Origin of the sequence: Brachybacterium sp. P6-10-X1 (assembly GCF_001969445.1) — a bacterium.
Lineage (GTDB): Bacteria > Actinomycetota > Actinomycetes > Actinomycetales > Dermabacteraceae > Brachybacterium.
The window spans coordinates 3,011,295-3,031,845 of the sequence record NZ_CP017297.1; the positions used below are offsets into that span (position 1 = coordinate 3,011,295).

Annotated in this window: 23 protein-coding genes; 12 read left to right on the plus strand and 11 right to left on the minus strand. The window is 71.3% G+C overall.

Annotation, left to right across the window (positions count from 1 at the left end):
* Positions 1-4 precede the first annotated feature (4 nt).
* A complete protein-coding gene (locus BH708_RS13615; protein ID WP_083713596.1) occupies positions 5-271 on the minus strand; it encodes a hypothetical protein in 267 nt (88 codons plus the stop codon).
* Positions 272-278: 7 nt separating this feature from the next.
* Positions 279-668 carry a MerR family transcriptional regulator gene (locus BH708_RS13620; RefSeq protein ID WP_083713598.1) on the minus strand — a complete coding sequence of 130 codons (390 nt, stop codon included), beginning with the start codon at positions 666-668 and terminating at the stop codon, positions 279-281.
* Positions 669-984: 316 nt separating this feature from the next.
* Between BH708_RS13620 and BH708_RS13625 the strand changes: the two genes are divergently transcribed.
* Positions 985-2,469, plus strand: coding sequence for an FAD-binding oxidoreductase (locus tag BH708_RS13625; RefSeq protein WP_076809473.1), 1,485 nt, complete (start codon positions 985-987; stop codon positions 2,467-2,469).
* A 4-nt stretch (positions 2,470-2,473) separates the two neighbouring features.
* Here BH708_RS13625 and fdxA read toward each other — a convergent pair whose 3' ends face one another.
* Positions 2,474-2,803: a ferredoxin gene (fdxA, locus tag BH708_RS13630; RefSeq protein ID WP_076809475.1), complete on the minus strand. Its 330-nt coding sequence runs from the start codon at positions 2,801-2,803 to the stop codon at positions 2,474-2,476.
* Positions 2,804-2,874: 71 nt separating this feature from the next.
* On the opposite strand from fdxA, the gene soxR reads away from it, so the two are divergent.
* From soxR to BH708_RS13650, 4 genes are all read left to right on the plus strand, one after another.
* Positions 2,875-3,366 carry a redox-sensitive transcriptional activator SoxR gene (gene soxR, locus BH708_RS13635; RefSeq protein WP_256386287.1) on the plus strand — a complete coding sequence of 164 codons (492 nt, stop codon included), beginning with the start codon at positions 2,875-2,877 and terminating at the stop codon, positions 3,364-3,366.
* A gap of 79 nt (positions 3,367-3,445) precedes the next feature.
* Complete coding sequence (locus BH708_RS13640; protein ID WP_076807342.1) at positions 3,446-4,075, plus strand: superoxide dismutase; 630 nt, start codon at positions 3,446-3,448, stop codon at positions 4,073-4,075.
* 576 nt (positions 4,076-4,651) lie between these two features.
* The gene (locus BH708_RS13645) at positions 4,652-4,972 is read left to right on the plus strand and encodes a helix-turn-helix transcriptional regulator (protein ID WP_076811310.1); all 321 of its coding nucleotides are present in this window, start codon (positions 4,652-4,654) and stop codon (positions 4,970-4,972) included.
* A complete protein-coding gene (locus BH708_RS13650; protein ID WP_076809477.1) occupies positions 4,969-5,859 on the plus strand; it encodes an SRPBCC family protein in 891 nt (296 codons plus the stop codon). Before BH708_RS13645 ends, BH708_RS13650 begins: the two co-directional genes overlap by 4 nt.
* Positions 5,860-5,965: 106 nt before the next feature.
* On the opposite strand, the gene BH708_RS20515 is transcribed toward BH708_RS13650, so the two are convergent.
* Entirely contained in the window at positions 5,966-7,840 is a 1,875-nt protein-coding gene (locus BH708_RS20515; RefSeq protein WP_157235968.1) for a DUF222 domain-containing protein, read from the minus strand.
* Positions 7,841-8,661: 821 nt separating this feature from the next.
* Here BH708_RS20515 and BH708_RS13660 point away from each other — a divergent pair.
* A complete protein-coding gene (locus tag BH708_RS13660; protein WP_076809481.1) occupies positions 8,662-9,156 on the plus strand; it encodes a flavodoxin domain-containing protein in 495 nt (164 codons plus the stop codon).
* Here the strand turns inward: BH708_RS13660 and pdxT are convergent, their stop codons facing one another.
* Together pdxT and pdxS are read right to left on the minus strand one after the other, a co-directional pair.
* The gene (pdxT, locus tag BH708_RS13665) at positions 9,157-9,783 is read right to left on the minus strand and encodes a pyridoxal 5'-phosphate synthase glutaminase subunit PdxT (protein ID WP_076809483.1); all 627 of its coding nucleotides are present in this window, start codon (positions 9,781-9,783) and stop codon (positions 9,157-9,159) included. It abuts the gene before it with no gap.
* On the minus strand, positions 9,780-10,670 hold the full coding sequence (gene pdxS, locus BH708_RS13670) for a pyridoxal 5'-phosphate synthase lyase subunit PdxS (RefSeq protein ID WP_076809485.1): 891 nt from the start codon (positions 10,668-10,670) through the stop codon (positions 9,780-9,782). The genes pdxT and pdxS overlap by 4 nt, the downstream gene beginning before the upstream one ends.
* Before the next feature lie 197 nt (positions 10,671-10,867).
* On the opposite strand from pdxS, the gene BH708_RS13675 reads away from it, so the two are divergent.
* Positions 10,868-12,202 (plus strand): aminotransferase class I/II-fold pyridoxal phosphate-dependent enzyme, encoded by a 1,335-nt coding sequence (locus BH708_RS13675; RefSeq protein ID WP_172805810.1) that lies wholly within the window; start codon positions 10,868-10,870, stop codon positions 12,200-12,202.
* Positions 12,203-12,239: 37 nt separating this feature from the next.
* Here the strand turns inward: BH708_RS13675 and BH708_RS13680 are convergent, their stop codons facing one another.
* A complete protein-coding gene (locus BH708_RS13680) occupies positions 12,240-12,818 on the minus strand; it encodes a sugar O-acetyltransferase (RefSeq protein ID WP_076809487.1) in 579 nt (192 codons plus the stop codon).
* Between the two features lie 66 nt (positions 12,819-12,884).
* Here BH708_RS13680 and BH708_RS13685 point away from each other — a divergent pair, with 66 nt between their 5' ends.
* Both BH708_RS13685 and BH708_RS13690 read left to right on the plus strand, forming a co-directional pair.
* Positions 12,885-14,120 (plus strand): MFS transporter, encoded by a 1,236-nt coding sequence (locus BH708_RS13685; RefSeq protein WP_253705333.1) that lies wholly within the window; start codon positions 12,885-12,887, stop codon positions 14,118-14,120.
* On the plus strand, positions 14,120-14,881 hold the full coding sequence (locus BH708_RS13690; RefSeq protein ID WP_076809491.1) for a sulfite exporter TauE/SafE family protein: 762 nt from the start codon (positions 14,120-14,122) through the stop codon (positions 14,879-14,881). Before BH708_RS13685 ends, BH708_RS13690 begins: the two co-directional genes overlap by 1 nt.
* 20 nt (positions 14,882-14,901) lie before the next feature.
* On the opposite strand, the gene BH708_RS13695 is transcribed toward BH708_RS13690, so the two are convergent.
* Together BH708_RS13695 and BH708_RS19870 are read right to left on the minus strand one after the other, a co-directional pair.
* On the minus strand, positions 14,902-16,101 hold the full coding sequence (locus BH708_RS13695; protein WP_076809493.1) for a sialidase family protein: 1,200 nt from the start codon (positions 16,099-16,101) through the stop codon (positions 14,902-14,904).
* On the minus strand, positions 16,098-16,247 hold the full coding sequence (locus BH708_RS19870; RefSeq protein ID WP_157235971.1) for a hypothetical protein: 150 nt from the start codon (positions 16,245-16,247) through the stop codon (positions 16,098-16,100). The genes BH708_RS13695 and BH708_RS19870 overlap by 4 nt, the downstream gene beginning before the upstream one ends.
* A gap of 237 nt (positions 16,248-16,484) precedes the next feature.
* Between BH708_RS19870 and BH708_RS13700 the strand changes: the two genes are divergently transcribed.
* On the plus strand, positions 16,485-17,546 hold the full coding sequence (locus tag BH708_RS13700; RefSeq protein ID WP_076809495.1) for a LacI family DNA-binding transcriptional regulator: 1,062 nt from the start codon (positions 16,485-16,487) through the stop codon (positions 17,544-17,546).
* Positions 17,547-17,553: 7 nt separating this feature from the next.
* On the opposite strand, the gene BH708_RS13705 is transcribed toward BH708_RS13700, so the two are convergent.
* Positions 17,554-17,865 carry a monooxygenase gene (locus BH708_RS13705; protein ID WP_076809497.1) on the minus strand — a complete coding sequence of 104 codons (312 nt, stop codon included), beginning with the start codon at positions 17,863-17,865 and terminating at the stop codon, positions 17,554-17,556.
* Positions 17,866-18,081: 216 nt separating this feature from the next.
* Between BH708_RS13705 and BH708_RS13710 the strand changes: the two genes are divergently transcribed.
* Entirely contained in the window at positions 18,082-19,077 is a 996-nt protein-coding gene (locus tag BH708_RS13710) for a Gfo/Idh/MocA family protein (protein ID WP_076809499.1), read from the plus strand.
* A gap of 35 nt (positions 19,078-19,112) precedes the next feature.
* Positions 19,113-20,069: a Gfo/Idh/MocA family protein gene (locus tag BH708_RS13715; RefSeq protein WP_076811312.1), complete on the plus strand. Its 957-nt coding sequence runs from the start codon at positions 19,113-19,115 to the stop codon at positions 20,067-20,069.
* Between the two features lie 2 nt (positions 20,070-20,071).
* On the opposite strand, the gene BH708_RS13720 is transcribed toward BH708_RS13715, so the two are convergent.
* Positions 20,072-20,542 carry an Lrp/AsnC family transcriptional regulator gene (locus BH708_RS13720; RefSeq protein ID WP_076809501.1) on the minus strand — a complete coding sequence of 157 codons (471 nt, stop codon included), beginning with the start codon at positions 20,540-20,542 and terminating at the stop codon, positions 20,072-20,074.
* Between the last annotated feature and the right edge of the window lie 9 nt (positions 20,543-20,551).

Sequence of the window (20,551 nt, forward strand, 5' to 3'; positions counted from 1 at the left end):
GCCGTCATCCCCCCGGCCCCATGACGACCAGCATCAGGACGACGAGGAACAGCGCCAGAGCACCGAGCGCGGTCCCGATGGCGGCCGGGAGCACCTTCGGGGCCGCCCCCGTGTCGTGGCGACCGATGCCGATCAGCCCGAGAACGACCGCGGTCACCGCGACCGGGGCGGAGATCATGTCCCCGACGGCCGGGATCACCAGGCACCCGACCGCGGCCAGGCCGAAGGTCAGGGACCAGTCCCCGGCGGAGTATCGCTTGGGCTCACGCATCGCCCCATCATGCCCGGTCCTGCTCATCGATCACCTCATCGAGGATGTCGATCGTGTCCACCTGCCGGGCGACCTCCTGCCGCAGCCGGTCGCGATAGCCGCGCAGGGCGGACACCAGGGCCCCGGTGCGGTGCTCCTCGGCGATCATGCCGGGCAGGACCGGTCGGATCTCGGAGCTCGTGAGCCCCGCGGCGAACAGGCGCTGGATCAGCACCACGCGATCCACCGCCTCGTGGTCGTAGCGGCGGTGTCCTGCCGGGGTGCGCCGTGCCGACAGCAACCCCTTCTCCTCGTAGTACCGCAGGGAGCGGGGGGTGACACCGGTGAGAGCCGTGAGGCCCCCGATGCTCAGCGGCGCCTCGGCCTGGGGTCTCACATCCGTGGCAGATATCGACATACCTGCAGTGTAGAGAGCGCCGGGGACGGATCACGAGACCTTTCCACGCGTGTCAGATCGAGACCGTCGGGAATCCGCCACCAAATTCCCTTGGCACCGCCGACGCCACCTTGTACCGTCGCCCGGATCCACGGATCATCGTCACGAGGAGTGATGTGCATGGACCCGGGGCTCGGCTCCGGGCAGGACCCGCGCTCGATGTCGAGCGCCACCGGCCCCGCGCGCCGGCCGGATCCCTGATGCGCGCCTCAGATCATCCCGGCACCGCCCGGACGGAGTCCGCGCAGCGTGCCATGACGAGGACGAGGTTCTCCCCATGCCCAGGAACGATCCGCACCATCTCACCACCACGCCCCTGGAACGTCGCGCCCTGCTCCGCGCGGGCGGGGTCCTCGGCGCAGCCGGCGTGACCGGAGCCGCCGCGTTCCACCCCGCACCCGCCCATGGCGAGGGCCCTCCCGCCCCGTGGCTCCGGCCCGGTGACCCGGGCTACGAGGAGTCCCTGGCCCGGTTCAACATCTCGATCGACCACCATCCCGAGGCCGTCGTCCTCGCCCATCACTCCCACCACGTCCAGGAGGCCGTGCGCTATGCGGGGCGCCAGGACCTGCCGGTCGCCGTGATGGCGACCGGTCACCAGGCCTCGGTCCCCTTCGACGGCGGGATCGTGGTCAACACCGCAGCGATGGATCGCATCCGGATCGACGAGCACCGCTCGGCCGCGACCCTCGGCCCCGGGGTGCGCTGGGGCGAGCTCGCCGAACGCGCGGCGGACCACGGTCTGGCCGGTCTCGCCGGGTCCTCCGGCAGCGTCGGCGTCGTGGGGTACACCCTCGGCGGCGGCCTGAGCCCCGCGATCGGCCGCCGGCACGGCTACGCGGCCGACCACGTCTCCCGTCTGGAGATCGTCACGGCCGACGGGGAGCTGCGCGAGGCGAGTCCCGAGTGCGAGGAGGACCTCTTCTGGGCGGCGCGCGGCGGGAAGGGGAACTTCGGCATCGTGACCTCGATGGACGTCGGACTCTTCCCTGTCCCGACGCTGTACGCCGGCGCGCTCCTGTTCGCCGCCGAGTTCGCGGAGGACGTCCTGCCGGCATGGAGGGACTGGGCCGCTCAGGCTCCGGAGGAGATCACCACCTCGGCCGCCTTCGTGCGGGTGCCGCCGGATGCACCGCTGCCCGAGCCGGTGCGCGGCAGACTCGTGGTGAGCGTGCGGGTCTCCTACGACGGTGTGACCTCCGAGGGCGAGCGGTTGGTCGCCCCGCTGCGCGCGGCGGCCCCGGTGCTGACCGACTCGATCGCCGAGATCCCGTTCACCGACTGGGAGCAGATCCACAGCGATCCGGCCGGTCCGATCCCGGCGTACGAGCGGACCACGCTGCTGGGAGAACTGCCCGATGAGGCGATCTCGGCGATGATCTCGCTGGCCGGCGCCGAGTCCGAGTCACCGATGAGCCTGGTCGAGGTGCGCCAGCTCGGCGGGGCTCTGGCCCGGGAACCCGAGGTCGGCAACGCCGTCGGCCGCCGGAGCGCCGCCTTCACCTTCTTCACGATCGGGGTCGCGCCGCCGGAGCAGGTCGACGTGGTGCGTGCCTACGGGGAGCGACTGATCGGGTCGATGGTGGCCTGGAGCGACGGCGGTGCCTACATCAATTTCCTCTCCCGCGACGAGTCGGACCCCGAGGACGTGCGCACTGCCTACATCCCGGAGATCTACGACCGTCTCGTCGAGGTGAAGACCGAGGTGGACGGCGAGAACATGTTCCGTCTGACCCACAACATCCCGCCCGCCGACGACTGAGAGATCATTCCAGCGGGTTCGGCTGCGGGGGCAGCGCCTCGATGATCGGGTGGTCCTTGTCGATCACGCCCATCTTGGCGGCGCCGCCGGGCGAGCCCAGGTCGTCGAAGAACTCGACGTTGGCCTTGTAGTACTCGGCCCACTGGTCCGGGGTGTCGTCCTCGTAGTAGATGGCCTCGACGGGGCACACCGGCTCGCAGGCCCCGCAGTCCACGCATTCGTCGGGCTGGATGTACAGGGAGCGGTTGCCCTCGTAGATGCAGTCGACGGGGCACTCGTCGATGCAGGCGCGGTCCTTGACGTCCACACAGGGCTGTGCGATCACATAGGTCATGAGGGTCTCCTTCCCGTTCCGGCTGCCAGGACCGTAAGATCTCAAGTGCACTTGAGGTCAAGCGGAGGAGGGTGAGGGTGTCCGTGCCGCACGAGCCCGAGGAGCTGTTGACCATCGGCGAGATGCGCCGGCGCACCGGCGTGGCCGCCTCGGCGCTGCGCTACTACGAGGACCTCCATCTCATCGCCGCGGTGCGCACCAGCGGCAACCAGCGCCGCTACGCCCGCCACATGCTGCGTCGGGTCTCGCTGATCTCCGTCGCGAAGCGCTTGGGCGTGCCGCTGGCCGATGTGCAGGTGGCTTTCGCGGACGTCCCGATGGACACCACGCCGTCGCATGCCGACTGGCAGCGCGCTTCGCGGCGCTGGAAGGCGCAGCTGGAGGAGAGGCGGCGCGGGCTCGAGCGGCTCGAGGCCGAGCTCACCGGCTGCATCGGCTGCGGCTGCCTGTCGCTGAAGGCCTGTGCGCTGCTGAATCCCGACGACGCCCTCGCCGCGACCGGGGCCGGTCCGCGCCGCCTCGCGGACATTCGCGCGGAGGAGGACCGGGATGACGACGAATGACCGGACGGTTTGGCCTCAAGTGCACTTGAGGTCTTAGGGTCGAGGTATCCACGGTCTCCCCTCGACGAAAGGACCGATCATGGCGGACTACACGCTTCCGGATCTCGACTACGACTACGGGGCGCTGGATCCCTCGATCTCGGGCAGGATCATGGAGCTGCATCACTCCAAGCACCATGCGACCTATGTCAAGGGTGCGAACACGGCGTTGGAGAAGCTGGCGGCGGCTCGGGAGTCGGAGGACTTCGGGGCGATCAATCAGTTCTCGAAGGATCTGGCGTTCAACCTCGGTGGGCACACGAATCACTCGATCTTCTGGAAGAACCTCTCGCCGGAGGGTGGCGACAAGCCCACCGGTGAGCTGGCGGCCGCGATCGATGAGTTCTTCGGGTCCTTCGACGCGTTCCGTGCTCATTTCACGGCGGCGGCGCTGGGGATCCAGGGGTCGGGTTGGGCGATCCTGGCCTATGAGCCGGTCGGTGGGAACCTGGTGATCGAGCAGTTCTATGATCAGCAGAACGGTGTGCCGGTGGCGACGATCCCGTTGTTCCAGCTGGACATGTGGGAGCACGCGTTCTACCTGGACTACCAGAACGTGAAGGCGGATTACGTCAAGGCGATCTGGAACATCGTGAACTGGGCCGATGTCCAGAAGCGGTTCGAGAACGCCCGCACCGTCGGCGCCTCGCTGGTGGCCCCCCAGGCCTGAGACGCGATGCGCTGAGCCATCGCGACGGCCGGTCCCGAGCAGCGGGACCGGCCGTTCGCTGTGCTCGGGACGTGACGGTTCCATCGACGGACCTCGTCGCGAGGACTGGGGGCCGCGAGGACTACGGGGTCGGACGACGCGCACCGCGCGATCGGGAGCGGCGGCAGACCGTTGCGGATGTCCTGCGCCCCCGGGCCCGGCGATGGGCCGGCAGGTCGCCGAGGGTCTGCTCGGCGATCTGCGTGGGAAGTGCGCGGCGAGGTTCCCGCTGGCCTGCGCCATCCCCTGCATCGGCCTCGGCCGACGGGACGAGTGGATCCAGCTGGTGCGTCCCGACGACACCCCGATCGACATGACGCTGACGGCCGCCTCGGCGCCTGGGACAAGGAGTGGGACAAGGACATGGTCTGCCGCGGCGCCGCGTGGGCGGCGGCGAGCCCGACTCTCGGGATCCCGGTCCCTGCCCGGGCCCTGGTTCTCCCGGCGCGATGCCGCTCCTCGCCGAGACTCCCGTGAACATCGCTGACTCCGGAATATATCTTGACGAGTATATACCGATGATGGTAGACAGTGGTCGTGCCCACTGCCTACACCGCGCTCGCGCTGCCTCTGCGCCGCGACCTCCTCGATGCCCTGCGGGCCGGCCGCTCGACCGTCGGCGCCCTCGCGGAGCGACTCGACGTGCCTCAGGCCATCGTCTCCAAGCAGCTCCGAGTGCTTCGCGAAGCCGGTTTCGTGCGGGTCGAGGCCGAGGCCCAGCGCCGCTGGTACACCCTGCGGCCCGAGGCGTTCGCCGAGGTCGCAGACTGGCTGGAGCCGTACCGCTGGCTGTGGGAGGACCGGCTCGACCGACTTGGTGAGCGGTTGGATCAGATGCAGGACGAGGAGCGGACATGACCACCCCCGACCCCACGCTCACCCACGCCGACGGACGCTCGGCCGTCGTCGTGCAGCGCCACTACCCGCACCCGGTCGATCGCGTCTGGCGGGCCGTCACGCTGCCGGAGCACCTCGCGCAATGGTTCCCCGGCGCCCCGGAGTTCGAGCTGCGCGAGGGCGGCACGGTCCGCTTCCCCGACTTCGCCGGGACCGAGGCGGAGTCCGGCACCGTCCTCGAGTGCGTGATCCCGTACCGGCTCCGATTCTCCTGGGACACCGATGAACTGCTGTTCGAGCTGTCCCAGGACGGCGATGGAACCCGGCTCGTGCTCACCCACGCCTTCGACGACGCCGCCGGAGCCGCGAGCTTCGCAACGGGGTGGGAGGCCTGCCTCGCCGGACTCACCGCGGTCATCGCCGAGGAGGACGTCCCCGATCCGGGCCCCCGCCGCGAGCGCCACGAGGAGCTCGCCCGACGCTTCGAGCTCGGTCGGCCCGTCGTGACGCCGACCGCGCAGGGCTGGGCCGCCCGCTTCGAGCGCCAGCTCGTCTGCTCTGCCGGGATCGCGTGGGAACTCTTCCTCGGCGGTGCAGCGGAGCCCGAGATCGAGCATCCCGTCCCGGAGATCGGCAAGGAGCTCCGGGCACCGCAGGCGCCTGAGGTCGTGCTCGGCATCGTGACGGAGGTCCGAGCGCCGAGGCTGCTCGCCTTCGATACCGGGCCTGGCGAGCCGGGGGATCATGTGCGCCTCGAGCTGATCGACGGGACCGGGCACGGCGCCCGCCTGCTGCTCACCGTGGGCGGGTCCGATCCGGCGGAGAAGGACGCCGCGCTGGAGCAGTGGGGGCTGGGGGTCGTCGAGGCCATCGCCCAGGCAGCGCTGGAGGCGAGCTCGACCGCCTGAGGTCGTCTCAGGTCGCGGCGCGGATCACCCCTTGACCGATCCCTGCATCAGCCCGGCGCGGTTCCCGGGCCACGGTGTCGGCCTGCCCGGGATCTCTCGTCGTTCCCTAGAACGGGGGGGGGTCGTCGGGGCGGTGGTCGGGCGGGGTGTTGGGGTCGGGGTGGGAGCTGCCGTGGTGGCGTTGGGTGAAGCGCGTGGCTTCTGCTGTTCGTTGTTCGGTGACGCGGTCGCGGTGGGGGCGGCGGGCTTCGATCTCGCGGTGGTGGAGGGCGATCTCACGGGCGCGGTGGTGGGCGGCCCAGGCGGTATCGAGTGCTCGGGCGAGGGTGGGGGTGAGGAGGTCGACGTCGTCTCGGGTGGTGGTGTGGACGGTGTCGTCGATGTCCCACCAGGTCACGGTCGGTTCCACCACCGCGTGGGCATGCTCGCGCGGGGCAGTGGGGCCCGGCAGAGGATCCAACGGCAGAGGATCCAGGTGCAGGGACCCGGGCGGGAAGTCGAGCAGTTCCGGTGGCGGGCCCGGAGGCCTGGTCGTTGCCGGGGGACTGTTCGCCCCGTTCCCGGCACTGTCGCGGTGGGGGTCGATGTGGCGGGCGGTTTTGATCGTGTGGTGCAGCCAGCACAGGCGGTGGAGGTTCGCCAGGTCCGTCGCCCCACCCTGGGTGGGGTCATGGTGGTTGAACTCCTCAATGTGGTCATCCTCGGCCGCCAGCGCGGTGGGGCGGGTGCAGCCGGGAGCGGCGCAGACGGGGTGACGCAGCCGGAGTTGGAGTCGCATCGCCGCAGTGGGGGTGTAGGTATCGGCGGTGGCCGGGAGGTAGGCCCCGGTGGTGGGGTCGGTGAGGATCCGCTGCCAGGTGTTCATCCCCGCGGCCAGGGCGCGGGCCTGTTCGGCCGGGATCGGGGTGAGGCCCTCGATCAACCCCGGCGCGTCCTCGATACCGAGCAGCGTCATGGCCGGGACGGTCACCAGGAGCTTGTAGACGCTGGCGGGTTCGGGCACCGGGCCGGTATCAAGCATCGAGTGGGTCAAGATCGCGTACCGCAGCGCCGCTAACGACAGGGGTCTGCCGCGGTCGCGGAGGGTCTCGTCGATGTCGAAGGGGATCTCACCGGTGTCTGTGTCGTGCAGGGCGGCGCGTTGGGCTTTCTGCACCACCAGGGCGGTCACGTCCAGGCGGTGGGCGAGGTCTGTGATCTCCGGGATCGGCCCCGTCACCATCAACGTGGCCAGCCCGCACGCCGGGTCGGTGACGTCGAGATCGACGCGCCGCTGTGTCTGCGGTGCTGTGGGGAGGGTGCCGGCGGTGATGCGGACGATCAGCGTCTTGAGGTGGGTCTCGAACGTGTGCCGGGAGATGTTTCTCAGATCCCACCCAGCGACGTGCCCATCGACCATCACCACTTGCTCGTCGGTGAGGGAGCGGACGTGACGGACCAGGTATTGGTGGAACCCCTCGGGCATGTCCCCGGCAGCGAGATGGGTGAACGTGGCGGGGAGCAGGTCCACGGATCGGTGGGCGTCGCGGATGAGTCGTTCGGCCTGCCGGGTGGTGAGGCGCATGCCGGTGGCGATCTTCATCGCGGAGATGTCGGCCTCATCGATCAGCCCGTCGGTATCGGGGTCGTCGGTGAAGAACTCCACCAGCAGTTCCTGCTGGCGGGCGTAGAGGATGGTGCGTTCACGCACCGTCGCATGCAGGTGAAGGACGCGGTAGGCCTGGTCACTGGCGGGCTCGACGCCCGCGAGTTTCACCATCCGCTCACCGGTCAGCGGCACCCGCGCATCCACCGCCCACGCCCGCACCGGAAGCACAGCCCCGGCATCACCAGCGGCCGCAGGGCCATCAGCGGCAGCACCAGACGCCGTGGCCGCAGAGACCGTGTCCCCGGCGGTGGTCGAGGGATCGGAGGCCGGGCCATCGGGTGCGGAGGCGTCGGTGGCCTGGTCCTCGGCCCGCTGCTTGTGTCGATCAACCACCGGACCGAACGCACTCGCAGAGGACCGCGCGGGGCGATCCTCGGCATCGGGACCGGACGGGCCGCGGGAGACGGGACGGGACGGCACCGGGGGACCGTCGCCGGGCCCGTGATCGGACTCGAACTCCTCACCCACGACCCTCACCTCCCATCCCGAACAATCATCGCCCGCACCACTGCGGACAACACCATCGACCTCGATGTCGACGTGTTCCCACACTACGACCCAGCCCCGACAATCGAAACCCACGACCCCGACCCCACAGAAAATGTGGATAACCACCCCATGTGGAGGAAAGGCAACCCCGGAGAACACCAGAACCAACCCCCACCCCACGACCCCGAGACCGAACCCCGAGGCCGTGACAGACCGATCCGAACCAGCTCGGTCCGGCCCGACCTGACCGAGCTGTTCAGCCAGGTCCCGGAGTGCACTCAACCCCTCGACGGCCTGGACTCACCACCGCAACGGCCTGCGCTTCACCTCGCGACCTGCGCGGTGTGGATAACCACCCATTGTGGAGGAAAGATCGCGACTGCGGCGTGCCCGTCGATGATCATGAAGAACCCCCTCCTGGCAGGTGAAATCTGCCATGGGGCACGTCGTTCGAAACACGTGCACGCCCGCGGGCTGTTCTGAACGTCGCTCTCGAGCACCGTGTTCCGGGCCTCACCGGACCCGCTGGGGCGTTCACGGGGACATCGCCGGGGAAGACGTCCCGACTCCCGAGCCAGTCGATCCATGTGTGCGGCCCCCATGGACGCCCCCGGCGTGACCTCGGTCCCGAAAGCCGGGACAGCGCGTCTGCAAGGATGAGCACCATGACCGTGCTCGTCGCCTACGCGACCCACTCCGGCGCCACCCGCACCCTGGCCGAGACCCTCGTCGAGACCTTGCGCGAGGAGGGGCTGAGTCCTGTGCTCGCCGATATCGCCGAGGACCCGGATCCGGGCGACCATGAGGCGGCGATCATCGGGTCCGCCGTGCGCGTCGAGTCGTTCGAGAAATCGTTCGTGAGCTGGGTGGACAGGCATCGCGCACAGATCGATGAGCTGCCCCTGGCGCTGTTCTCCTGCTCCGGCTCGGCCGCCGATCCCGCCCGGGGCGGCCGGCAGAAGGCGACCGACACCTTCCTCGAGCGCACTGGCCTGGACCCTGTCGCGGTGAAGAACCTCCCCGGCTGGGTGCTCATGGACCGGATCCCGGTCCATGAACAGCTGCTGCTGAAGTCCATGCGCACTCCCACCGGCGACTTCCGGGACCTGACGGCGGTCGCGGCCTGGGCCCGGGAGATCGCGCCGCTGCTGCCTCGCTGATCAGCGACCGACGACCCGCTCCAGCAGACGACGGTGGAAGCGGTCCTCCCCGGAGACCTCCGGATGGAAGGACGTGGCCAGCAGGTTCCCCTGCTCGACGGCGACGATCCGGCCGTCGTCGAGGCCGGCGAGCACCTCCACCGTCGGCCCGACCTCGGTCACCTCCGGGGCGCGGATGAAGGTCGCCGCGACGGGGCGTGATCCGAGCGCGGGCACCGCGAGGTCCGTCTCGAAGGACTCGTTCTGGCGGCCGAAGGCATTGCGTCGGACGGTCATGTCGAGGCCCCCGAGCGTCTGCTGACCCACGATCGCGTCGTCCACCCGATCCGCCAGCAGGATCATCCCGGCGCAGGTCCCGTACACCGGCAGACCCCCCGCGATCGCTGTACGCAACGGCTCACGGAGACCGAACGTCCTGGTCAGTCGGTCGATCACGCTGGATTCACCCCCGGGCAGCACCAGGCCGCCGATCCTCGTCAGATCCTCGGGCCGACGCACCAGCACGACCTCGGCGTCGAGACCCGCGAGCATCCGCGCATGCTCGCGGACGTCGCCCTGGAGGGCGAGGATCCCGATCCGCGAGCCCGAGCCTGGTCCTGGCCCCGAGCACGGTCCGCCGGGACTCACCAACCGCGCTCGGACAGGCGGTGCGGGGCGGGGACGTCGGCGACGTTGATCCCGACCATCGCCTCGCCGAGCCCGCGCGAGACCTCGGCGATCACGGAGGGGTCGTCGTAGAAGGTGGTGGCCTTGACGATGGCGGCGGCCCGCGCGGCGGGATCGCCGGACGTGAAGATGCCGGATCCGACGAAGACCCCGTCGGCCCCCAGCTGCATCATCATCGCGGCGTCCGACGGGGTGGCGATCCCGCCCGCGGTGAACAGCACCACCGGCAGCGAGCCGGTCTCGGCGATCTCCTTGACCAGGGAGTACGGCGACTGCAGCTCCTTGGCCGCGACATAGAGCTCGTCCTCGCTCTTGGCCGCCAGCGCCCGGATCTCCGCTGTGATGGTGCGGATGTGCTTGGTGGCCTCGGAGACGTCGCCGGTGCCGGCCTCACCCTTGGAGCGGATCATCGCGGCGCCCTCGGTGATCCGACGCAGGGCCTCGCCGAGATTCGTCGCGCCGCAGACGAAGGGCACGGTGAAGGGGTGCTTGTCGATGTGATTCACGTAGTCGGCGGGGGAGAGCACCTCGGATTCGTCGACGTAGTCGACGCCGAGCTGTTGCAGCACCTGCGCCTCGACGAAGTGGCCGATCCGAGCCTTGGCCATGACCGGGATCGACACCTCGGCGGTGATCGCGTCGATGAGGTCCGGGTCGCTCATGCGGGCCACGCCGCCCTGGGAGCGGATGTCCGCGGGGACGCGCTCCAGAGCCATGACGGCGACCGCGCCGGCGTCCTCGGCGATCCGTGCCTGCTCGGCCGTGACGACGTCCATGATGACGCCGCCCTTCAGCATCTCGGCGAGTCCGCGCTTGACCGTGCCGGTGCCGGTGGTGGATGTGCTCATGGGCTTCTCCCGTCGCTCGCGCGGCGCGGGCCGAGCGCGTCCGCTGCGCCGACCCTCCCTGCACCACATAGGCCTATGCCAAAAAGTATCATGGCGCATGCCAAGAATCGAGGCCCGTGGGGGCCCATAGACTCGGGTCCGTGAGCACCGACGCGCAGCACGGCAGAAAGCCCGGCAGAGAGCAGGTGGACGCGCCCATGATCAGCGGCAGCACCGCCGCCGAGATCGCCGACAGCGTGCGCGGCCTGGTCGAGCGCGGTGCCCTGGCCCCGGGCCACCCCCTGCCCTCCGTGCGGGCTCTCGCGGAACAGCTCGGCATCAACCGCAATACTGCCGTGGCCGCGTATCGCACCTTGGCCCGCTCCGGAGTCGTCGTCTCCCAAGGCCGAGCCGGCACCCGTGTCGCCCAGCACCCCCGCGTCCCCCAGGAGGGCTTCGCCGCCGCCGGTTCGCTGCGCGACATCGGCACGGGCAACCCCGATCCGGTGCTGATCCCGGATCTGCGGCCCGCGCTGGCCGCAGCCGTCGGGCGCCCCGTGCTCTACGGCGAACCGGTCATCGATCGCGACCTGGAGAGCTGGGCGCGGGACTGGATCGCGCCTGACCTGCCCGGTGCGCCCACCGCGCCCGACGTCGTCACCGATGCGTTCCGTCTCACCCTGACCAGCGGTGCCGTCGACGCGGTCGAGCGGCTGCTGGCCCAGGCCCTGCTCCGCGATGACGCGGTGGCCCTCGAGGACCCGTGCTTCCTGGCCAGCATCCACCTCTCCCGGCTCGGCGGCTACCGAGCCGTCCCCGTTCCGGTGGACGCCGAGGGCATGACCGTCGACGGGCTCCGCCGTGCTCTGGACCAGGGCGTTCGCGCCGTGGTGAGCACCCCTCGGGCCCAGAACCCCACCGGTGCCTCGCTCAGCGCCGAGCGGGCCGCGCAGCTGCGCGAGGTCCTCGCCGAGCACCCCTACGTGCTGGTGATCCAGGACGACTACTACTCCTACCTGTCCCGTCGGCCGTTCCACTCGATCATCGGCCCCGAGCACGAGCGCTGGGCGCTGATCCGCTCCGTCTCCAAGTTCGCCGGGCCCGACATGTGCCTGGCCGTGACCGCCTCCGACCCGGGGACCGCCGCCCGACTGGCGATGCGCCTGAGCCCGGGCACCACCTGGGTGAGCCACCTGCTGCAGCGGCTCGCGCATGCGGTGATGACCGACGGCGACGCACTGGACCTCATCGAGCGCGCCGGTGCCCACTACGCCGAGCGCAACGCCGCCTTCGCCGAGCTGCTCACCGCCCACGGACTCCCGGCCCGGGCAGGCGACGGGCTGAGCCTCTGGGTGCGCGTGCCCGCGCCCGCCCGGGACATCGCCGAGCGCCTCATGCGGCGCGGCTGGCTGGCTCGCACCGGGGACGAGTTCCGGCTCGAGCCGACGGGCGAGCCGTCCCATCACGTGCGGCTGACCGTGCACGACCTGGACGAACAGGAGACAGCGACCCTCGCCGCCGATCTCGCCGCCGCGGCGCGCGAAGCCCGTTGAGGCCGCGGGCCCGGCAGCGCGCGGTCGGAGGGCGCGGTCAGAGCTCCCGGATCACTCGCGCCGGATTCCCGACGGCGACCACGTTCGCCGGCACGTCCCGGGTGACCACGGCGGCCGCCCCGATCACGGAGTTCTCGCCGATGGTGACGCCCGGCAGCACGGTGACGCCCCCGCCCAGCCACACGTTGTCCCCGATCGAGATCGGTTCGGCACGCTCCCACTTCGCGCGGCGCGGGCCCGGCTCCGAGGGATGGATCGGCGTGAGCAGCTGGACGTTCGGACCGATCAGGCAGTCATCGCCGATGGTGATGGTCGCGACGTCGGCCGCCGTGAGGAAGTAGTTCACGAAGGTGCGCTCCCCGAGCACCACGTGGCTGCCGTAGTCCACCGACACCGGGGGCCGCACCACGGTCTCCGCCCCCAGCCCTCCCAGCAGCTCGGCGAGCAGGTCCTGAGCCTCGGGCGCGTCCGCGAGCCACGCCCGGTGGTAGCGATCGGCCAGAACCGCCGCCCGGTGCTGAGCCTCGCCGAGCTCGTCATCGGAGACGTACCAGTCGCCCGCGATCATCCGCTCGCGCTGGCTGCGGTCGTCGGCAGGATCCGGGACGCTGGTCATGGGATCGAGGGTAGCGGGCCGAGCCGACGCCCCGAGATGTCGGCCGACGAGGTGCAGACTGAAGGGGTGAGCACGCCCTCGGACCCGAGCCCGTTCCCGGGCTACCGCACCAGCGATCCCGAGTACCGTCGCATCACGATCGCGCTGTTCTTCGCGGGGATCGCGACCTTCGCGACCCTGTACAGCACCCAGGCGCTGCTGCCGGAGCTCGCCACCGCCTTCGACGTCACCCCCGGCCAGGCCACCCTCTCCCTGTCGGTCGCGACCATCGGCCTCGGGGCCGCCCTGCTGGTGGCGGGCGCCCTGTCCGAGGCCGTCGGACGCACCCGGCTGATCCACCTCTCCCTGACCGTCTCGGCCCTGATCGGCCTCGCCTGCGCCCTCGCCCCGAGCTGGGAGGCGCTGCTGGGGCTGCGTCTGCTGCAGGGCATCGCGCTGGCGGGGCTGCCGGCGGTCGCGACCGCCTACCTGCGCGAGGAGATCCACGCCCGGGTCACGGCCCGCGCGGCCGGTCTCTACATCGGCGGCACCGCCCTCGGCGGGATGACCGGACGCCTGGTCACCGCAGGGATCGGCGGGACCCTGGGGTGGCACTGGGCTCTCGGCGCGATCGCGGTGGTGGGCCTCGTCTGCGCCCTGGCCGTCCGGCTCCTGCTGCCCGCCTCCCGGAACTTCGTGCCCGTCCCCGCCCGGCCTCGTCGGCTCGCGCGCATGATGGCCGGGGCGCTGCGGGACCCCGCGCTGCTGGCGCTGTATGCGATCGGCGGCTGCTCGATGGGTGCCTTCGTCGCCGCCTACAACGCCCTGAGCTTCCGCCTGGTCTCCGAGCCCTTCGCGCTCAGCCTCGGCGTCGCCGGGCTGGTGTTCCTGGTCTACCCCGTCGGGACCGTCGGCTCGATCCTCGCCGGCCGCCTCGCCGACGTGCACTCACGCCGCCTCGTGGTGCCGATCGCCAGCGCGGTGCTGGCCGCGGGGCTGCTGCTGACGATCCCCGCGCAGCTGGCCGTCCTGGTGCTGGGCGTGGCCGTGATGACCGGCGGGTTCTTCGCCGTCCACGGTGTCGCCAGCGGATGGGTGCCCGTGCGCGCCCACGCCGCGGGCCTCGCCCCCGGGCCCGCGGCCTCGCTCTACCTCTTCGCCTACTACCTGGGTTCCTCGGTGTTCGGCGGCCTCGCCGGCCTGGTCTGGTCCGCCGGCGGGTGGTCCGGGGTCATGGCGCTCACCCTGACGCTCACCGCGATCGTGGTGGTGCTGGCGCTGCTGCTGCGGCGCACCCGGTCGCTGGAGACGGGACGGCGCTGATGGAGCTCGCCCTGCTCGTGGTCGTCGGCGCGGTGCTGCTCGGCGTCACCCTGCAGCGCACCAGCGGGATGGGCACCGGCCTCGTGCTCTCCCCGACGCTGGTGCTGGCGATCGGCCCCGTGGCGGGGATCCTGCTGACGAACATGACCACCGTGGTCTCGGCGGTCTTCCTGACCTTCGCCGTCCGGGCCGACATCGACTGGGGTCGCTACGCCCGGATCGCGCCCGCCGTCGTCCTGGGGTCGGTGCCGGCGGCCCTGCTGGTGCACTCGGTCGGATCCGGGTGGCTCGAGGTCATCATCGGCTCGGTCCTGCTGGCCTCCCTGGCGGCCACCCCGCTGCTGCATCGGCTGGGGGAGGTGCCGGTCCTGCCCGCCGGGTTGGTCGCGGGTCTGCTGGGCGGCTTCCTGAACACCGCGGTCGGCGTGGCCGCCGCCGCGATGCTCGCCTACGCGCAGGTGACCCGCTGGGAGCAGAAGGCCTTCGCCGCCACCCTGCAGCCGATCTTCCTCACCATGGGACTGACCTCCGTGGCGACGAAGGTGCTGGTGGGCGCGGCCGGCCAGGGGCAGCCCCCGCCATGGCCGCTGATCCTCGCCGCCATCGGCTCCGTGCCGCTGGGCGTGCTGCTCGGCGGAGCCGTCGCCCGCCGGGTCCCGGCGAGGGCGGCCCGTCGGGTGGCGGTGGTGGTCGTGCTGCTGGGAGCGACCGCGACCCTCGTGCGCGGTCTCGGCCAGGTCCTCGGCGCCCCGGTCCCGTGAACTTCTCGGGGCCGCTCCGGTCAGGTGAGAGACCCGTACCAGGGGCGGCAGACGCCCTCCTCGGTGGGGGCCGTGGTGATCTCCAACAGGTGCCCGGTATCGGTGCGGACGAAGGTCGGGGAGTAGTTGGGGCAGTAGTTGTTCCAGGGGTCCTCGACCGGCACCGGGGCCGGCTCGACCACCCAGCGGATGTCTCCGTGCAGGGCGCGGTTCCGGGTGCGCAGCACGACCTGTCCGTTGTGCTCCGAGAGCCGCCCGTCCGGCAGGTAGTGCATCTGGGAGCCGAGGAGCACGGAGCCGTCCTCGTCGATGGTGAGGGTCGGGGTGTGGCGGGGCTCGGTGCCGTCGCTCGCCCGGATCAGCGGGTCCCGGGCGGTGACGGATCCCCACTCGCGGGGGTCGTGCGAGGTGCGCACGTAGGTGCGGCAGTGATCCTCCGGCCCGCAGACCTCGTAGCTCATGGCCCAGTGCCCGCTGCGCAGGCGCCGGACGTTGGGCATGCCCGGCCGGGCCGTCGGGTCCTCCAGCTCGATGATCGGTTCTGGATCGGTCCAGGTCAGGCCGTCGGTCGAGGTCTGCTGGACGATCTTCTGGGAGTGGTTGTCCCCATCGGTCTCGTCGCAGTACCAGAGCACGAGTTCGCCGTCGTCGGCGACGGCGAACTCCGGCTCCCACAGGCCGCCCTCGTTCGCGGCGACCGCGGTGATCGCGATCCGCTCCCAGGTTCGGCCGACGTCCGTGCTCGCCCAGATGCGGATCGACATCCGGCGGTCCGCGATGTCCTGGCCGACCGACGCGCTCCACAGCAGGGTTCCCTCGGGAAGGTCGCCCACTGCTCGGGGCAGCTCGTACAGCGTGGCGCAGCACAGACCCTCCCCGGTCCCGGTCGCCTCGTCGGAGACGGCGGCGACCTGCGCGAAGGTGGCGCCGCCGTCGGTCGACTCCCAGATCCCGCCGTAGCCGGAGGGGCCGTCGAAGGAGACCACGGATGCGAGCAGGCGATCGTTCGCCGCGCCCTGATGGGCGAGGCGCACCACCCGGGGATAGAGGCCGGTGCCGTCCAGCAGCAGCTTCGGGGGTCGGCCCTCGGGGGTCCGGCCCGGACCGGTCCCGTCGGGGGGACCGGCAGGGCCTCCGGCGAGGGCAGAGCCGGCGGCGCCGACGGCAGCGGTGCCGGTCAGGGCTGCGGTCAGAGCAGTGGTCAGGGTGCGTCGTCTCATGGTCGTGCCGTCACTTCCTGGTGGGGTGGGGGCGGGTCGCCGTCCGCTGAGATGTCGGCACCACCGGCGATGGTGGTGACGCCACCGCAGCCGTCGGGGTCGGTGCGCGGGGCGGGGTGCAGGGCGGACGTGGCGTGCAGGGTCATCGGTGACCCCTTCGCCCGCGGGATTCAGGAGGGGAAGAGGCCCGCGGTGGGATGCGGGGTCAGCGTAGTTCAACGATGTACTTCGCGCCACACCCTCGCGGCGGCCGCGGTGATCCCGGTGGTCCTCCGGCTGGGAGCGGCGGCTCGCGGACGTGGGATCCTGATGGCCGTGACCACCTTCGTCCTCGTGCGCCCCGGGCAGTCCCGGCTCGACGCCGTCACGGCGGGTGACGGGCGATGACGACACCGACGCCCCGACCCCGGGCGCGCACTGTGAGGATGCGGGACATCGCCGACCGGCTCGGGGTGTCGATCAAGACCGTCTCCAACGTGGTCAACGACCGGCCCAACGTGGGGCCCGGCACCCGGGAGCGGGTCCAGGACGCGATCCGCGAGCTCAATTACCGCCCCCAGGCCGGCGCCCAGCAGATGCGCACCGGCACCAGCGGGCTGATCACCCTCGCCATCCCCTCGCTGGCCGGCACCTACTTCTCCGAGCTCGCCCAGGCCTTCGCCGACGAGGCGCAGCGACGACGGCGCAGCATCATGCTCCACAGCACCTCAGCGGGCCGGGAGGAGGAGCAGAGCGTGCTGGTCGGCTTCACCCGCGTGCTCGGTGACGGCGTCGTCTTCAACCCCTTGCAGATCGGCGAGGACGTCCTCGCCGATCTGGGACGCACCATCCAGCCCACCGTGTTCATCGGCGAGCACGTCGAGGAGGCGGACCTTCCTGCGGGCAGCGACTACGTGCGCACCGACAACCGCGGCGCGGCCTACGACGCCACCTCGCACCTGCTGCGCCAGGGGCGCGAGCACCTCGCATTTCTCGGCGCGCTCGAATCACCTGTGGCCCGGCAGGAGCATTCCACCAGCCGGCTGCGTCTGGATGGGTTCCACCGCGCGCTCCAGGGCACGGGCGGGGCCAGGGCGATCGTCCAGCCGGTGGGGACCTGGAGCCTGGAGGGCGGCCTCGCTGCGGTGCGCACGCTGCTGGCCGAACATCCGGAGGTCGACGGGATCGTCTGCGGCAATGACGACCTCGCCCGCGGCGCGCTGCTCGGGCTGCATGCCGCAGGGATCGCGGTGCCGGGTGAGATCGCGGTGATCGGGCACGACGACATCCACGAGGCGTCGTTCAACACCCCGTCGCTGACCACCATCGATCCGGACAAGGGCACCCTCGCCGCGACGGTGCTGGACCTGCTTCGTGAGCGGATCGACGGGTACGACGGCCCACCTCGCGTGGTCGAGGCGCCGTACCGTCTCGTCGAACGGGGGAGCACCGCGCCCCGCGGCTGACGCCGGATCAGTCCCGGGTCAAGGCGGCGCCGGTGGTGCTCGAGAGCTGTTCGTTGACGCCGAGGTTCGAGATCCGCGCGTCGGTGATGCCGAAGGAACCGAGTCGCGCGGTGTGCTTGGCGACGTAGCGGGCGGCGGAGTCCTCGTCGGCGAAGAGGTATGCGCCGCCGGCGACGGCGGTCTCAGGATCCTCCGTCCAGACCTTCCAGATCAGGCCGTCCTCCGCGGCGATGTCGGCGGCCAGTTCGGCGTACGCGGCGGCGGCCTCCTCGCCGAAGGGGCCGTCGGAGGAGAACTCGATGGAGACGAGACGGGGCATGGGATCACTCCTGAGGTCCGGTGGATGTGCACCCAGCGGACCACGGTTCCCGGTCCCCGGCGGAGTCCCGGCCACCGGTTGCCACGAGCGCCGTCACACCACGCAGAACTCGTTGCGCTCCGGGTCGGCCGACACCCTTGACACCGCCGACCACTCCGGGAAGGCTTACGCAAGCCGCTTTCGAAAAGAGCGCCCGTCCGGCCCGAAAGGTTGACCATGACATCGTCGTCACCCCCCGCCGAGCCGTTGCGCATCGGCGTCATCGGTACCGGCGGGATCTCCCGCGCCCACGCTCCGGGGTGGCTCGAGGTCGGTGCCGAGCTGCACTGCTTCAGCCTCGAGGGCGCGGAGGAGTTCGCCGCGACCTTCGGCGCCACGATCCACGGGAGCCTCGAGGATCTCCTGGCCGCCGTCGACGTGGTGGACGTCTGCACCCCCACCGCCGTGCACGCGGAGATCGTCCACCGGGCCCTGGACGCGGGCAAGGACGTCGTGTGCGAGAAGCCGCTCGCGCTGACCAGCGAGGATGCTCGTGCCGTGGTGGAGCATGCCGAGCGCGCCGGCCGCGTGCTCCTCCCTGCGCACGTGGTGCGGTACTTCCCCCAGTACGCCGCCGCCCAGCGCGCCGTGGAGGCCGGCACCGTCGGCCGCCTCGCCGTGCTCCGCTTCGAGCGCACCGGCTCCTTCCCCACCCAGCCCTGGTTCGCCGACGAGGAGCTCTCCGGCGGCATCGTCATGGACCAGATGATCCACGACATCGACCAGGCGATCTGGCTGGCCGGGCCCGTCCAGCGGGTCTACGCCCAGCAGTCGACCTCCGCCGCGAGCGACACCGTGCGCACCGCCCACGCCGTCCTCACCCACACCGGCGGCGCCATCAGCCACTGCCGCGGGCTGTGGGGCCCACCCGGAACCCAGTTCCGCTACACCTTCGACCTCGCCGGGGACAGCGGCCGCCTGCAGTACGACTCCGCCGGCGATCCCGGCGTCGTCCTCGACGACGTCGCGGCCGCGCGCCAGGAGAGCGGGGACGGGTTCCTGCCCGACCTCGACGGACTGCGCAGCCCCTATGCCGAGGAGATCGTCGAGTTCGCGGCCGCCCTGCGCACCGGCGGTCCCACCCGGGTCGTCGCGGCCGACGGCGCCTACGCCGTGGAGATCTCCCGAGCCGCCCTCGAGTCCCTGCGCACCGGACGGAGCATCACGTGCTGACCGAGAACCCCACGCCGCCCCTGCGGATCGCGCTGATGAGCTGCGCGCACACCCACGCCGGCGCCTACACCGCGCGGCTCGACCCCCGCGCCGACGTCGACCTCGTGGTCGCCGACCCCGACGGATACGGGGACGTCCCCGCCGAGCGCCTCGTCGGCTCCTACCAGGAGGCCTGGGAAGCCTGGCCCGAAGGGCCCGACGCCATCGTCGTCACCAGCGCCAACGCCCACCACAGGGACCTCGTGCTCGAGGCCGCCCGCCGCGGCGTGCACGTGCTGTGCGAGAAGCCCCTGGCCACCTCCGTCGCCGATGCCGAGACCATGGTCGCCGCCTGCCGCGAGGCCGGCGTGGTGCTCATGACCGCCTTCCCGGTCCACTTCGCCCCGGCCGTGCAGAGATTGCGCGCCGCCGTCTCCGACGGCACCCTCGGCGAGGTCATCGGCCTGACCGGCACCAACAACGGCAAGCTGCCCGACACCCGCGCCTGGTTCACCGACGTGGAGCTCGCCGGCGGCGGCTCCCTGGTGGACCACACCGTGCACCTCGCCGAGATCCTCGACTCGCTGTTCGGTGCCCCGGAGTCCGTCCACGCCACCACCAACCGCATCCTGTGGGCCGACCGGGCCGGCGAGGGCGCGGAGACCGGAGGGCTGGTCACCCTGACCTACGCGAGCGGTCTCGTCGCCACCATCGACTGCTCCTGGTCGCAGCCGGCCGAGGCCCCCACCTGGGGCGGGCTGCGACTGCAGGCCGTCGGCACCGGCGGTCAGATGCAGATCGACGCCTTCGCCGAGCATGTCGGCGGGCCCGGGAAGTGGTTGCCCTACGGGGCCGATCCCGACACCGCGCTGCTGGCCGCCTTCCTCGACGCGGTCCGCGCCGGGGAGGGCGTCGAGCCGTCGGGCGACGTCGGCCTGCGCACCGTGCGGGTGGTCGCCGCCGCCCAGGAGTCGGTGCGCAGCGGGCAGCCGGTGACGCTCGCGAGCCTCTGACCTCAGCGCTCCAGATCGCGCTCGAGCACCGGGGCGAGGCGGAAGGGGATGAGCTCGCCCATCGCCAGCGAGGTGTCGGCGCGGAGCACGCCGTCGCAGGCCAGCACCAGCTTGTTGATCCGATAGAGGTCCTCCGCGTCGCGGCACACGCAGCGCACCAGGATGTCCCCCTGCCCGCTGAGACCGTGCACCTGGACCACCTCGGGGATCTCCCGCAGCTGCGCGATCACGTGCTCCAGGCGCGGCTGATCGACCTGGGTGATCATGAAGACGGTCAGCGGGTACCCCAGCGAGGCCGCGTGCAGGCGCCGGTCATAGCCCTGCAGCGCCTGACCGGATTCGAGGGCGGCCAGGCGGGACTGGACGGTGTTGCGGGAGAGCCCGAGACGCTCTGCGAGCGCGACGATCGTCGAGCGGGGGTTCTCCGTCATGGCCAGCAGCAGGTGTCGGTCGGTGTCATCCACGGTGCGCATACTGCGTGA